Here is a 13,518-nt window from a genome sequence, read left to right as displayed (position 1 = left end):
TCCGCGTCCTACGGTGGTGCCCATGTCTCGCGTCCCCACCGCCGTCATCGCCGCGCTCACCCTGGTGGTCGGGTTCGCCGTCGCCGACGTCACCGAGGTGCGTGCCCTGGGCGGGGTTGTCCTGGTTGCCGGGGTCGTGTGGTGCGCGGTGCGTGCCCGCGCCGCCGGCTGGTGGAGGGTCGCGGCCGTCGTCCTGACCGGTGCCGTGTGCTTCGCCCTGTCGCACCCGCTCGGTGGCGTGATCGGTGCGTGGCCGGCCGTCGTGGTCGCGGCCCTGGTGCTGGGGGTCGCGACGCTCGCGCTGGTCGACCGCCCCGTCGCGCAGCCTGCCCGCGTCGCGTGACCGCGCTGCTGGTCTGCTGCGGCCTGGCGACGCTCGACGTCGTCCAGGTGGTCGACCGGCTGCCGGCGGCTGACGAAAAGGTCGTCGCCCGCAGCCTGGACGTCACGTTCGGTGGTCCGGCCGCGAACGCGGCGGCGACGGCGGCCGCGCTCGGGATCCGCACGGTGCTGGTGACGGCGCTCGGGACCGGACCGGTTGCCGACCTCGTCCGCGCCGGGCTCGCGGCCGCAGGGGTCGACGTCGTCGACCTGCTCGCCGGGCCCGGGACGCCGGCCGTCTCGACCGTCCTGGTGACGCACGCGACGGGCGAGCGGGCTGTCGTGTCCGTCAACGCGGTCGGCGTGCCGGACCTGGCCGCCGGAGCACGGGCACTCGGCCTGCACCGGGACGCGACGGCGGTCCTGGTCGACGGCCATCACCTGGGAGCCGCGACGGTGCTCGCGGCCGACGCCACCGCGCGGGGCATCCCGGTGCTGCTCGACGGCGGCAGCTGGAAGCCCGGGCTGGACAGCTTGCTGGCCCACGTCGACCACGCGGTGCTGTCGGCGGACTTCCGGCTGCCCGACTGTGCTGAGGGTGCCGAGGGTGTGCGCGATGCTGACGAGCTGCTCGACCGCGTCGCCGACCTCGGACCGCGTCTCGTGGCCCGGTCGGCGGGACCGGGTCCGGTCCGGATCCGCACCGTCGACGCCGACGGTCGGCGGTCGTCGTCGGTCCTGCACCCGCGGGCCGTCCCCGCCGCGGACGTCGTCGACACGCTGGGCGCGGGCGACGTGCTGCACGGCGCGACGGCCGCCTCGCTGGCGGCAGGTCACGCGGTGCTGACGGCGCTCGCCGACGGCGTCGACCGGGCGACCGAGTCGGTGCGCCATCCCGGTGCGCTCGGTTGGGTGCACTGAGGGACGACGCGCATCTCGGCCGATCGGTCGAGCCGCACGAGAGCGCGCGTCCCTAGGCTGCGGACGTGATCCCCGACGCCCTCCGCCCGCTCTGGACGGCCCCGCGGCCGCCCGGCGCGCCCGCACGGGTGTGGCGCGACTGGGCTCTCGTCGCCGTGCTCGTGCCGACCGCGGTGCTGGAGGGGGTGCAGCGGCCGGACGTGACCTGGCGGCCGGTCGCTCTCGTCCTGGCCCTCGTGGTGGTCCTGTCGCTGCTCTGGCGCCGGACCCACCCGCTGGGCGCGGTTCTCGTCGTGTTCGGCACGCTCACAGTGGCGGACACGGCCGCCCTCGTCGGCGGGGCGGGTGAGCTGGGTCTGTACACGACAGCCTGCGTCCTCCTCCTGCCGTACTCGCTCTGCCGCTGGGGGAGCGGCCGCGAGGTGGTGCTCGGACTCGCGGTCATCCTGGCGGGTTCGGCGCTGGGTGTGGCGGCGGACTACACCGGGGTGACGGACGCCGTGCTCGCGGTGATCGTCGTCCTGTCACCCGCCGCCATCGGCGCCGGGATCCGCCTCGCGGCGACCTCCCGGCTGCGGGAGCAGGACCAGGTCCGGCTGCGCGAGCGTGAGCAGCTGGCCCGCGAGCTGCACGACACCGTGGCGCACCACGTCTCCGCGATCGCGATCCGTGCGCAGGCGGGACGGGTGGTGGCGGCGTCGGACCCGTCCGCGGCGCTCGACGCGCTCGTCGTGATCGAGGGGGAAGCGTCGCGCGCCCTCACCGAGATGCGGTTGATGGTCGGCGCGCTGCGCGACGACGGAGCCGCGGAGCTGGCGCCACAGCGGGGGGTCGCAGACATCGGGAGCCTCGCCACCGGGGGGCCGCCCCAGGTCGCGGTCGAGCTCTCCGGTGACCTCGACGACCTTCGACCGTCGGTCGGTGCCGCGATCTACCGGCTCGCCCAGGAGTCGGTGACGAATGCGCTGCGGCACTCGCGGCACGCCTCCCGGGTCAGCGTGGCGGTGCAGGCGGACGACGACAGCGTCCGCCTGACGGTGGTCGACGACGGTGACCTCCAGGGTCGTGCCGGGACCGGGTACGGACTGGTGGGCATGGCCGAGCGCGCGGCCCTCCTGGGCGGCACGCTGGATGCCGGACCGGGACCGGAGCGCGGCTGGACCGTGGTCGCCGTGCTGCCGAGGACGGGGACGTTCGCATGACGATCCGGGTGCTCGTCGCCGACGACCAGGAGCTGGTCCGCACGGGCCTGTCGATGATCCTCGACGCGCAGCCCGGGATCGAGGTGGTGGGTCAGGCCGCGGACGGCCGCCAGGCGGTGTCGCGTGCCCGCGCGCTGCGCCCGGACGTGTGCCTGTTCGACATCCGGATGCCGGGGCTGGACGGCATCGAGGCGACCCGCCTGATCGCCGGACCGGACGTCGCGGACCCGATCGCGGTGGTGGTGATCACGACGTTCGACCTCGACGAGTACGTGCACGGTGCGCTGAAGGCGGGCGCCCGCGGCTTCCTGCTCAAGGACGCGGGCCCGGAGCTCCTGGTCCAGGCCGTGCACGCGGCTGCCGCCGGCGACGCGCTCATCGCACCGAACGTCACGGTCCGCCTGCTGGCCGCGTTCGCCGCCACGGACAGACGCAGCCGGGTGCTGCCGCCCGTGGTGCCGCTCACCGGCCGGGAGGAGGAGGTCCTCGCCACGGTGGCCCGCGGTCGGACGAACGCCGAGGTCGCCGACGAGCTCCACATCAGCCTGAGCACGGTGAAGACGCACCTGGGTGCCCTCATGGACAAGCTCGGTGCCCGGAACCGCGTCGAGCTGGCGATGTGGGCCTACGAGTCGGGCCGGATGGACTGACGTCCGATCAGCCCAGCGCTGCACGCACGAGCGGCGCGACCTGCGTTCCCAGCAGCTCGATGGAGCGCAGCGACTCCTTCTGCGGCACCCCGGACAGGTCCATCTGGAACGCCTGCCGGTCGTGGTGCAGCACGCCGTGCAGCGCGACGATGCGCTCCGCGATCTGCTCCGGCTCACCGACGAAGTACGCACCGCCGCGCGCCGCCTGTGCCTCGTACGAGATCCGGTTGGGCATCGGGAACCCGCGCTCCGAGGAGATCCGGCGCATGGACTCCAGCCAGTACGGGTAGAAGTAGTCGCGGGCGACCTTGGCGTCGTGCGCGACGAAGCCCATGCCGGCGACGGACACGAAGCGGTCTGCCGGCGCGTGCCCGGACTCCGCGTGCGTCCGACGGTAGAGGTCGACCAGGGGAGCGAACTGGGCCAGCTGTCCGCCGATGATCGCGTAGCTGATGGGGAGCCCGAGCACCCCCGCGCGCACCGACGACTGCGGGTTGCCGCCCGTCGCCACAGCGATGCGCAGGTGCTGCCCGCGGCCGGGGTGGTCGAACGGGCGGGGGAGGACCAGGGCGTCGTCGAGCGCGGGCCGGAACCGTCCCTGCCACGTGGTGCGCTCGGCCGCGTCGAGCCGCAGGAGAAGCTGGATCTTCTCGTCGTAGAGCTCGTCGTAGTCGTCGAGCGACGCGCCGAACAGGGGATAGGACTCGATGAACGACCCCCGCCCTGCCAGCAGCTCGACGCGGCCCTCCGACAGCAGGTCCATGGTCGCGAACTGCTGGAACACCCGGACCGGGTCCTCGGTGGACAGCACGGTCACGGCGCTGCCGACGGTGATCCGAGAGGTCTGCGCCAGGGCGGCAGCGATCACGGTCGACGGGGACGAGATCGCGTAGTCGGGGCGGTGGTGCTCGCCGATGCCGACGTAGTCGAGACCGACCTCCTCGGCCAGCCGGATGCGTTCGAGGATCTCCCGGATGCGGTGGCCGGGGGAGACCTGTGCCCCGGAGACGGGGTCGGGGTGGACGTCGCCGAACGTGTAGAGACCGAGTTCCATGAGGATGCGAACGTATCGACCGCCCGGGCTGTTCCCCGTGTTCGCGCAGGTGAAGGCCTCGCGCGTTGAATCGATTCGGCTCTGTCACTCCAGGCGTCGGGGAGGTGAACGTCCGATCACGATGTGGTCACAGTCACAGGGCCGACTTGACAACGGATTTGTAAGGAAGGTCTACTAACAAACGTGACAGCGACGACGCAGCCCCTCGCGGCAGCCCACGGAGTCGGTCGGGCACTGCGCCCGACGGGCAAGGTGCTGCCCGAGCACGCTCGCGCGCACAACCGGTCGCTGGTGCTCGCGCACCTCTTCCACACCGGCCACGCCTCCCGCGCCGACATCGCCCGCAGCACCGGCCTGACCCGGGTGACGGTGTCCGGTCTGGTGGCCGAGCTGATCGCCGAGGGACTGGTCGAGGAGCTCGGGGTCCGGGTCGAGGGCAAGGTCGGCAAGCCGGCCACGCTCGTCGGCATGCGGACCGAGGCCTTCCAGATCGTGGCGGTGGACCTCACGGACGACGCCCACCTGCGAGGGGCCGTGATGACCCTCGTCGGCGCCGTCGTCGCCCGGCGCTCCGTCGCCCTCGAAGGGCGCACGGGACAGGCCGCTACCGACCTGCTGGAGAGCCTGTGCCGCGACCTGCTCGCGGTGGCGACCCGTCCGGTCATCGGCGTCGGCATCGCGTCTCCGGGCGTCATCGACGTCGACGGCACGGTCGTCCAGGCACCGAACCGGGGCTGGTACGACCTGCCGCTCGCCGCAGACCTCACCGAGAGCCTCGGTGTCCCGGTGCACGTCGCCAACGACGCCAACACCCGCGCGCTCGGCGAGTTCACCTACGGCTCCGCGGCCGGGTCCGGCTGCATGGTCCTGACGATCGGGGAGGGCGTGGGCGCCGGCATCGTCGTCGACGGCGCCCTCGTGCTCGGTCGCCACCACGCCGCCGGCGAGATCGGCCACGTCACCGTCGTCGACGGCGACGCGCGGGACGAGCCGCCGCTGGACTGCGCCTGCGGCCGCTCCGGCTGCCTCGAGACGGTGCTGAGCGTCCCGGCCCTGCGCCGCCGGACCGCCGGTCTGTCCACCGAAGACTCCGACGCCGCCCTGGCGTCGGTCGGACGGTTGCTGGGCATCGCCCTGGCACCCGTCGTCAGTGCGCTCGACCTCGCAGAGGTCCTGCTCTCCGGTCCGCCGGAGCTGCTGGACGGCGCTCTGCGCGAGTCGGCGCTGGCCACCGTCCGCGCACGCACGATGCCCGTCATCGGGCACGGACTGGCACTGCGGATGGGATCTCTCGACGAGGACGGGGCGCTCGCTGGTGCAGCAGTCCTCGTCCTGTCAGGCCAGCTGGGGGTCTCGTGACGACCCCCAGCCAGCCCACTGCAGGTCAGAAGAACCACCCGGCGGCGCCGTCCGGCGCACGCCTCGCTCACGGGAGGAACCCCAACGTGAAGATCCTACGTTTCGCGGCCGTCGGCGTGGCGGCCGCGCTCACGCTCACGGCGTGCGGCAACGGCGACGACGCCGCTGACTCGCCCACCGAGAACGGGACGCCCGAGCCCGCCACGATCAAGCTGTGGCTCAACGGCACGGACACCCCGGACGCGCTCCGCGAGTACCTCACGACGACCTTCGAGTCGGAGAACCCCGGCTCCAAGCTCGTGATCGAGGAGCAGGACTGGAACGGCCTCGTGCCGCGTCTCCAGACCGCGCTGGGCTCCGCCGACCAGACGCCTGACGTCGTCGAGATCGGCAACACGCAGTCCCCGACGTTCACCTACGCCGGTGCGTTCGCCGACATCACGGACATGTACGACGAGCTGGGTGGCGACAACCTGCTCGAGGGCTTCGTCGAGGCCGGTAGCGCGGACGGCAGCTTCTACGCCGCCCCGTACTACTCCGGTGCCCGTGCCGTGTTCTACAACAAGGACGCGTTCGCCGCGGCCGGTGTCGAGGTCCCCACGACGCTCGCCGAGTTCACCGAGGTCGCCAAGAAGCTGCAGTCCGACACCCAGTCGGGCTTCTGGTTCCCCGGTCAGGACTGGTACAACGGCGCCGCCTGGATCTACACCAACGGCGGCGACTTCGCGGTCAAGGACGGCGACGCCTGGAAGGGCGCGCTCTCCTCTGCCGAGTCGATCACGGGCCTCGAGGAGGTCCAGGACCTGCTCGCCAACGCGACCAACGCGCCGGCCGACAGCGACTCGAACGAGCCGTGGGTCCCGTTCAACGCCGGCCAGGCGGCCATGTTCTCCGCGCCGACGTGGGCCCGGTGGAGCATCGACCTGCCGCAGTGCAACAAGGCCGTCGACCCCGAGGACGAGTCCGAGGAGGCCAAGGCGCTGCGCGCTGAGCAGCAGGCCTGCAACGAGGAGCACACCGGTGTCTTCCCGCTGCCGGGTCTCGAGGAGGGCACGTTCGCGAACGGCTTCGCGGGCGGCTCGAACATCGCCGTCGCGGCGAAGTCCAAGCACCCCGAGCTGGCCAAGAGCCTCCTGAAGATCATCTTCACGGAGGAGTTCCAGAACATGCTCGGCGAGAACGGCCTCATCCCGGGCAACACGGAGTACGCCGCCTCGATGGGTGACGACGTGTACGCCAAGGCTGCCGTCGACGCCGCGCTCAACGCCAAGCTCACGCCGGCGGCCGAGAAGTGGGCCGACGTCGAGGGTGACCGCATCCTGGAGGACTTCTTCCAGCAGCTCGCCACCGGTGCGGACGTCAAGGAGGCTGCCGCGGATACGGACCAGCTCCTCGAGGACGCGCTGAACTGATCACCACCCCGGCCGGCCGTGCGCGCACGGCCGGCCGGGACAGGTGATCCACGAACCGCCGGTCCGCCGCATCTCGTTCGGCTGATCACCTGATCCGGGCACGACCGGGCCTGCCCACGCAGGCCGGCCCGGTCGTGCCACCAGACAGGAGCTCCCCATGGCAGCCACTGCCCCCGCGCTGCAGCAGGACGACACGGTCGTCTTCCCGCGCCGCCGCCGCCGCAAGCTCGGCGTGTACGGCCTGCTCGTCCCCGCCGCCGTCCTCATGGGCGTCGCGCTGGGCTACCCGCTGGTCCGCCAGTTCGTCATCTCCTTCCAGGAGTACGGGCTGCGCCAGCAGTTCGGTCAGCCCGCCGAGTGGGTCGGCCTGAAGAACTACACCGACCTCCTGACCGACCCCTACGTGTGGACGGTCATCGGGCGCTCGATCGCCTTCTGCCTGGTGAACGCCGCGGTCACGATGCTCATCGGGATCGCGTTCGCGGTCCTCATGTCGCGGATCGGCACGGCCTCGCGCATCACGCTGCAGGTGGCGCTGCTCCTCGCCTGGGGCACACCGGTCCTCGCGTCGATGACCGTCTGGCAGTGGCTGTTCGACTCGCAGTACGGCGTCGTCAACTGGGTGCTGTCCAACGTCTTCGGGCTCGAGGACATGGCGGGCCACTCCTGGATCATCGAGCCGCTGTCCTTCTACTTCGTCGCGACGGTCATCGTCGTGTGGATGTCCGTGCCGTTCGTCGCCTTCTCCATCTACGCGGGCCTGCTCCAGGTGCCCGAGGAGACGATGGAGGCCGCGCAGCTCGACGGTGCCTCGTCCCGGCAGCGGTTCTGGAACATCACCATCCCGATGATCCGCCCGGTCCTGTCGATCGTGATGCTGCTGCAGGTGATCTGGGACTTCAAGGTGTTCACCCAGATCTACGTGCTCCAGCGAGCAGGGGCCCCGACGCGCGAGACCAACCTCCTGGGCACCCTCATCTACTCCTACGCCAGCGAGTTCTCGCTCGCCGGTGCGCTCGCCACGATCATGCTCGTCATCACGCTCGCCCTCACCGGGTTCTACATCCGGCAGATGCTGAAGGAGGACGAGCTGTGAGCGCCGTCGACGTGCCTGCACCCGCCCCGCAGGCCACACCGCAGGAGATCCGGCTCCGCAAGGTGACGAAGTCGTCCGAGGCCGGTCGCGCCCAGTCGAAGCGCGGCCGACGATCGCTCGGCGTCGTCGCCGTCGTGCTGGCGGTCATGTGGGTCTTCCCCATCTACTGGATGATCAACAGCGCGTTCCTGCCGCTGAACAAGCTCCAGACGCCGGACCCGACGTTCTTCCCCGTGGGCGGCACGCTGTCGAACTTCCGCCGCGTGCTCGACGACCCCACGTTCTGGGCCGCGATGCGCGTCTCGCTGGCGGTCGTCATCGTCGTCCTCGTCGCCGCGCTGCTGTTCGCCTTCCTCGCCGCACTGGCCGTCAGCCGGTTCCGGTTCCGGGGCCGCAAGGGCTTCATCCTCACGATCCTCGTGGTCCAGATGATCCCGGCCGAGGGCCTGTTCATCTCGCAGTACCAGATGCTCGACGGCTGGAACCTGGTCAACAAGATCGCGGGGCTCTCCCTGGTCTACACGGCGGCGATCCTGCCGTTCACGATCTGGATGCTGCGCGGGTTCGTCGCGGGCGTGCCGATCGAGCTCGAGGAGGCCGGGATGGTCGACGGGCTCTCCCGGACCGCCGCCTTCTTCCGCATCACGTTCCCGCTGCTGGCTCCCGGGCTGGTCGCCGCCGGCGTCTACGGGTTCCTCCAGGCGTGGAACGAGTACACCTTGGCCCTCGTCGTGATGACCGACCCCGCGCAGCGCACGCTGCCGCTGTGGTTGCAAGGGCTCGTCGAGTCCAACCGCGCCACCGACTGGGGTGTCGTCATGGCGGGCTCGGCACTCATCGCGATCCCCGTCATCGTCTTCTTCCTGTTCGTGCAGAACAAGATGACGTCCGGGCTCGTCGCGGGTGCGGTGAAGGGCTGACGTGAACGCGCAGGGGATCCCGACGCCGCACCAGGCGCCGGTCGGGGAGACGCGTCGCTGGTCCGTCGGTCTGGACGTCGGCGGCACCAAGGTGCTCGGCGTGCTGCTGGACGCCGACGGCGTGGTGAGGCACCAGCTGCGGTGCGCCACGGTCGGCGGAGCAGCGGGGGTGGCCGACACCGCGGGCACCGTCGTCGAGGAGCTGTGCGCGGCCGCCGGCATCCCGGTCGTCGAGCTGGCCGGCGTCGGTATCGGCCTGCCGGGGGTGGTCGACCCGGCGGAGGGCACGGTCGAGCACGCGGTCAACCTCGGCATCGAGGAGCGCACCCCGCTCGCGGCGCTGGTCGCCGAGCGGCTCGGGGTGCGGGTCCGCGTCGAGAACGACCTCACCGTCGCTGTCGTCGGCGCCGCGCACACGGTCGAGGGCCAGCACGCGTCGACGGACGACGCCGTCGTGCACGACCTCGCGTTCCTCGCGCTCGGCACCGGCCTCGCCGCGGGGCTGCTGCTCGAGGGACGCCTGCGGCGCGGGTCGACCGGTGGTGCCGGGGAGATCGGGCACCTGACGCTCGTCCCCGACGGTCTGCCGTGCAAGTGCGGCCAGCTGGGGTGCCTGGAGCAGTACGCCTCGGGCTCGGCGCTCGACACGGCGTGGCCCAGCACGTACGGGCGGCCCGCCCCCGAGGAGCTGTTCGCCGCGGCGGAGGCGGGCGACGTGCGGGCGATCGAGCTGCGGGACCGGTTCGCCTGGGCGGTCGCCGCTGCGGTACGGATCCTGGTGCTGACCTGCGACGTCGAGCGCGTCGTCATCGGTGGCGGCGTGAGCGCGCTGGGCCAGCCGCTGCTGCGGGCCGTGACCACCGAGCTCGAGCGGGAGGCGCAGGCGTCGCCGTTCCTTGCCACGATGGGACTGGCGCGACGGGTGAGCCTCGCGCCCGCGGACGTGCCGGTCGGCGCGGTCGGCGCGGCGCTGCTCGGCAGAGGGGAGTACGTCTGATGGAGGTCGTCATCGCACCCGGCCGCGAGCTGGGCCGGCTGGCCGCCGCGGCGGTCGAGCAGCTGGTCCGCGACCAGCCCGACGCCGTGCTGGGCCTCGCCACGGGGTCGAGCCCGCTCGCTGTCTACGACGAGCTGGCCCGCCGGCACGCCGAGCACGGACTGTCGTTCGCGCGCGTACGCGCCTTCATGCTCGACGAGTACGTCGGCCTCGCCGCGGACCACCCGGAGCGCTACCGCAACGTCATCGAGAAGGAGATCGCGTCGCGCGTGGACTTCGCGCCCGGCGCGGTGCAGGGGCCGGACGGGCTCGCCGAGGACCTGGTCGGGGCCTGCGCGGCCTACGAGGACGCCATCGCCTCCGTCGGCGGCGTCGACCTGCAGCTCCTCGGCATCGGCACCGACGGCCACATCGCCTTCAACGAGCCCGGCTCGTCGCTCGCGTCGCGCACCCGCATCAAGACCCTCACGCGCCAGACGCGCGAGGACAACGCACGCTTCTTCGGCGGCGACCTCGACCAGGTGCCGCAGCACTGCCTCACGCAGGGCCTGGCGACGATCATGTCCGCGCGGCACCTGGTGCTCCTGGCCACCGGCCGCGGCAAGGCCGAGGCGGTGCACCAGCTGGTCGAGGGGCCGGTCAGCGCGATGTGGCCGGCGACGATCCTGCAGCACCACCCGCACGTCACGGTGCTCGTCGACGACGCGGCCGCGAGCCGCCTCCAGCTGGCCGACTACTACCGCGAGACGTTCGCCTCGAAGCCGGACTGGCAGGGTCTCTGAGCGCGGACGTCCTCGGGTCGTGTCCGCCCTCCGACGTACACTTCACGCCATGAGCGAGCCCCTGCCTCCGAGCACCGGACCCGACGACCCGTTCTCCTCGGACCCGGGCACGTCGACCAGCGTGCTGGAGCGCGAGGAGACCACCGAGCAGGTAGAGCCGGGCGATCACGAGCGGTTCGCGCACTACGTGCGCAAGGAGAAGATCCTCGACTCCGCCATCAGCGGCAAGCCCGTCATCGCGCTCTGCGGCAAGGTCTGGGTGCCGGGCCGGGACCCGAACAAGTTCCCGGTCTGCCCCGTCTGCAAGGAGATCTACGAGGGGCTCCGCGAGCCGCAGGACGGCGACAAGAACGAGGGCGGCAAGGGCTCCGGCGGCGGCCGGAAGTGGGGCTTCGGCCGTAACCCCGGCAGCGGCGGCGCGTGACGGCGGCCCCGCGCCCGTCCTCCCTCCCCTCGACCCACGCATCCTCGTCGGCGGCCTCCCAGCTGCCGCCGGCGTTCCCCGCGCGTGCGCCCTGGGGCACGGCGGGCAAGCTGCGCGCCTGGCAGGCGGAGGCGATCGAGACCTACCGGATGGCCAACCCGCGCGACTTCCTCGCGGTGGCGACGCCCGGCGCCGGCAAGACGACGTTCGCCCTGCGCATCGCCACCGAGCTGCTCGAGGCGAAGCTGGTCCGCCGCGTGACCGTCGTCGCTCCCACCGAGCACCTCAAGCGCCAGTGGGCCGACGCCGCCGCACGCGTGGGGATCACGCTGGACCCCAACTTCAGCAACGCCCAGGGCCGCCACGGCCACGGGTTCGACGGCGTCGCGGTGACGTACGCGCAGGTGGCCAGCAAGCCCGCCCTGCACGCCGCCCGCACCGCCGCCGCGCCCACGCTGGTGATCCTCGACGAGGTGCACCACGGTGGTGACGCGCTGTCCTGGGGCGACGCCGTCCGGGAAGCCTTTGAGGGCGCCACCCGCCGGCTGGCGCTGACGGGCACGCCGTTCCGGTCCGACACGGCGGCCATCCCGTTCGTGCGCTACGACCGCGACACCGACGGGATCCGGCGCAGCGTCGCCGACTACACCTACGGATACGGGGACGCGCTGCGCGACCACGTCGTGCGTCCGGTCATCTTCCTGTCGTACAGCGGCTCGATGCGCTGGCGCACCAAGGCGGGTGACGAGGTCAGCGCCCGGCTGGGGGAGCCGCTGACCAAGGACATCACCGCCCAGGCGTGGCGGACCGCCCTCGACCCCAACGGGGAGTGGATCCCGAGCGTGCTCGCGGCCGCCGACCGTCGCCTCTCCGAGGTGCGCCGGGCCATCCCCGACGCGGGCGCGATGGTCATCGCGACGGACCAGACGGACGCCCGGGCCTACGCGGGCCACCTCGCGCGCATCACCGGGAGGTCGCCGACGGTCGTGCTGTCCGACGACGACGGGGCCAGCGACCGGATCGACGAGTTCTCCGCGGGCGACTCGCGGTGGCTCGTCGCGGTGCGGATGGTCTCGGAGGGTGTCGACGTGCCGCGCCTTGCCGTCGGCGTCTACGCGACCAGCACCGCCACGCCGCTGTTCTTCGCGCAGGCGGTGGGCCGGTTTGTGCGGGCTCGTCGTCGCGGGGAGACCGCGTCGGTGTTCCTGCCGAGCGTCCCGCAGCTCCTCGCGCTGGCCAACACCCTGGAGCTCGAGCGGGACCACGCGCTCGACCGCCCGAAGACGCTCGAGGAGCAGGGCGTCGACGTCGGCCTGGACGACGGGATGCTCGACGAGGCCAACCGTGAGCGCAACGGGCCGGACGAGATCGGCCCGGACGGCAAGCAGGGTGCGTTCGAGGCTCTGGAGGCGCAGGCGTCGTTCGACCGGGTGCTGTTCGACGGCGGCGAGTTCGGCACGGGCGCCGAGATGGGGTCGGACGAGGAGCTCGACTTCCTCGGCCTGCCCGGGCTGCTCGACGTCGACCAGGTCTCCGCGCTGCTCCGGCAGCGGCAGGCCGACCAGATCAGCGGGCGCAAGAAGGCGGGCTCGACCGCGGAGGCGCTGGCGGAGATGGACCACCGCAAGCAGGCGGAGCTGCGCAAGGAGCTCTCGCAGCTGGTGGGGGCGTGGGCGCGCAAGAGCGGTCAGCCGCACGGGTCGGTGCACAACGAGCTGCGGAGGCGGTGCGGGGGACCCGAGGTCGCGCTGGCGGACCCCGAGCAGCTCACTGCGCGGGTGGCCATGGTGCGCGGGTGGTTCGTCGGCAAGAAGTGACCCGATGGCTCCATGAACGTCGCTCGGCTACCTCTAGAACAGGCAAAGTCGCAAGGGCCATCTCACCATTCGGACCACCCACATTCGCAGTAGATGTGCAGGTCAGAGCCCTGGACGCGCGACCACATAGCAGTCCGGTTCGCTGACGCAACTTTTCTCTCGACGTGCCGAGCTCGTCCGGGGCTGCCACATTTGTTCTGTGACACACGGCGCCGGGTACCCCCGGATGCCGGATCGGTGACCACAGAACGAAAGGGTCAACCATGCCTACCTGGCTCATCCTCATCATTGTCGGTGTCGTCCTCCTCATCCTCGGAGTCGCGACGGGCATCGGCCAGTGGCTCATCTGGATCGGTGTGGCGGTGCTCGTCATCAGCCTCATCCTGGCGCTCGTCGGTCGGGGCCGTTCGCGGGTGTAACCCGGCGGGTGACGGCCAGGCGTGCTGACCGCCGGATCTCCCGGCTCTCCGCCCGGCCGCACCAGCACGGCCGCTCTCCCGTCGGTCCGCTCGTGCCGTGACAGAGCACAGCGCACGCAGGCCGCAAGACCGGCGCTGCGGCTC

At 72.0% G+C, this 13,518-nt stretch carries 14 protein-coding genes; 13 read left to right on the top strand and 1 reads right to left on the bottom strand.

The window, feature by feature from the left end; all coding sequences use genetic code 11:
* Positions 1 to 22: 22 nt before the first annotated feature.
* From ASG23_RS05950 to ASG23_RS05935, 4 genes are all read left to right on the top strand, one after another.
* On the top strand, positions 23 to 343 hold the full coding sequence (locus ASG23_RS05950) for a hypothetical protein (RefSeq protein WP_056022662.1): 321 nt from the start codon (positions 23 to 25) through the stop codon (positions 341 to 343).
* On the top strand, positions 340 to 1,242 hold the full coding sequence (locus ASG23_RS05945) for a PfkB family carbohydrate kinase (RefSeq protein ID WP_056021598.1): 903 nt from the start codon (positions 340 to 342) through the stop codon (positions 1,240 to 1,242). Before ASG23_RS05950 ends, ASG23_RS05945 begins: the two co-directional genes overlap by 4 nt.
* Positions 1,243 to 1,307: 65 nt before the next feature.
* On the top strand, positions 1,308 to 2,444 hold the full coding sequence (locus ASG23_RS05940) for a sensor histidine kinase (protein WP_056021595.1): 1,137 nt from the start codon (positions 1,308 to 1,310) through the stop codon (positions 2,442 to 2,444).
* Positions 2,441 to 3,094, top strand: coding sequence for a response regulator transcription factor (locus tag ASG23_RS05935; RefSeq protein WP_056021592.1), 654 nt, complete (start codon positions 2,441 to 2,443; stop codon positions 3,092 to 3,094). The genes ASG23_RS05940 and ASG23_RS05935 overlap by 4 nt, the downstream gene beginning before the upstream one ends.
* 7 nt (positions 3,095 to 3,101) lie before the next feature.
* On the opposite strand, the gene ASG23_RS05930 is transcribed toward ASG23_RS05935, so the two are convergent.
* Positions 3,102 to 4,148 carry an LLM class flavin-dependent oxidoreductase gene (locus ASG23_RS05930; RefSeq protein ID WP_056021589.1) on the bottom strand — a complete coding sequence of 349 codons (1,047 nt, stop codon included), beginning with the start codon at positions 4,146 to 4,148 and terminating at the stop codon, positions 3,102 to 3,104.
* Positions 4,149 to 4,331: 183 nt separating this feature from the next.
* Here ASG23_RS05930 and ASG23_RS05925 point away from each other — a divergent pair, with 183 nt between their 5' ends.
* From ASG23_RS05925 to ASG23_RS20115, 9 genes are all read left to right on the top strand, one after another.
* The gene (locus tag ASG23_RS05925; RefSeq protein WP_056021587.1) at positions 4,332 to 5,507 is read left to right on the top strand and encodes an ROK family transcriptional regulator; all 1,176 of its coding nucleotides are present in this window, start codon (positions 4,332 to 4,334) and stop codon (positions 5,505 to 5,507) included.
* 86 nt (positions 5,508 to 5,593) lie between these two features.
* Positions 5,594 to 6,919 (top strand): extracellular solute-binding protein, encoded by a 1,326-nt coding sequence (locus tag ASG23_RS05920; RefSeq protein ID WP_056021584.1) that lies wholly within the window; start codon positions 5,594 to 5,596, stop codon positions 6,917 to 6,919.
* Between the two features lie 157 nt (positions 6,920 to 7,076).
* Positions 7,077 to 8,015: a carbohydrate ABC transporter permease gene (locus ASG23_RS05915; RefSeq protein ID WP_056021580.1), complete on the top strand. Its 939-nt coding sequence runs from the start codon at positions 7,077 to 7,079 to the stop codon at positions 8,013 to 8,015.
* Complete coding sequence (locus ASG23_RS05910; RefSeq protein WP_442856808.1) at positions 8,012 to 8,935, top strand: carbohydrate ABC transporter permease; 924 nt, start codon at positions 8,012 to 8,014, stop codon at positions 8,933 to 8,935. Before ASG23_RS05915 ends, ASG23_RS05910 begins: the two co-directional genes overlap by 4 nt.
* 1 nt (position 8,936) lies before the next feature.
* On the top strand, positions 8,937 to 9,932 hold the full coding sequence (locus ASG23_RS05905) for an ROK family protein (protein WP_235520906.1): 996 nt from the start codon (positions 8,937 to 8,939) through the stop codon (positions 9,930 to 9,932).
* A complete protein-coding gene (gene nagB, locus ASG23_RS05900; RefSeq protein ID WP_056021578.1) occupies positions 9,932 to 10,714 on the top strand; it encodes a glucosamine-6-phosphate deaminase in 783 nt (260 codons plus the stop codon). Before ASG23_RS05905 ends, nagB begins: the two co-directional genes overlap by 1 nt.
* A gap of 49 nt (positions 10,715 to 10,763) precedes the next feature.
* A complete protein-coding gene (locus ASG23_RS05895; protein ID WP_056021576.1) occupies positions 10,764 to 11,138 on the top strand; it encodes a DUF3039 domain-containing protein in 375 nt (124 codons plus the stop codon).
* Entirely contained in the window at positions 11,135 to 12,955 is a 1,821-nt protein-coding gene (locus ASG23_RS05890) for a DEAD/DEAH box helicase (RefSeq protein WP_056021575.1), read from the top strand. Before ASG23_RS05895 ends, ASG23_RS05890 begins: the two co-directional genes overlap by 4 nt.
* Positions 12,956 to 13,218: 263 nt before the next feature.
* Positions 13,219 to 13,374, top strand: coding sequence for a DUF4175 domain-containing protein (locus ASG23_RS20115; RefSeq protein WP_162242662.1), 156 nt, complete (start codon positions 13,219 to 13,221; stop codon positions 13,372 to 13,374).
* Positions 13,375 to 13,518 lie beyond the last annotated feature (144 nt).

Source organism: Cellulomonas sp. Leaf395, assembly GCF_001424125.1.
Lineage (GTDB): Bacteria > Actinomycetota > Actinomycetes > Actinomycetales > Cellulomonadaceae > Cellulomonas.
Note: the sequence above shows the minus strand (reverse complement) of the source record. Positions and strands in the feature narration are given on the sequence as shown.

What these genes read in the sequence shown, in the direction of transcription:
- ASG23_RS05950 (WP_056022662.1), top strand. Translation starts at nt 23, where the DNA reads ATGTCTCGCGTCCCCACCGCCGTCATCGCCGCGCTCACCCTGGTGGTC.
- ASG23_RS05935 (WP_056021592.1), top strand. Translation starts at nt 2,441, where the DNA reads ATGACGATCCGGGTGCTCGTCGCCGACGACCAGGAGCTGGTCCGCACG.
- ASG23_RS05930 (WP_056021589.1), bottom strand. Translation starts at nt 4,148, where the DNA reads ATGGAACTCGGTCTCTACACGTTCGGCGACGTCCACCCCGACCCCGTC.
- ASG23_RS05915 (WP_056021580.1), top strand. Translation starts at nt 7,077, where the DNA reads ATGGCAGCCACTGCCCCCGCGCTGCAGCAGGACGACACGGTCGTCTTC.
- nagB (WP_056021578.1), top strand. Translation starts at nt 9,932, where the DNA reads ATGGAGGTCGTCATCGCACCCGGCCGCGAGCTGGGCCGGCTGGCCGCC.
- ASG23_RS05895 (WP_056021576.1), top strand. Translation starts at nt 10,764, where the DNA reads ATGAGCGAGCCCCTGCCTCCGAGCACCGGACCCGACGACCCGTTCTCC.
- ASG23_RS20115 (WP_162242662.1), top strand. Translation starts at nt 13,219, where the DNA reads ATGCCTACCTGGCTCATCCTCATCATTGTCGGTGTCGTCCTCCTCATC.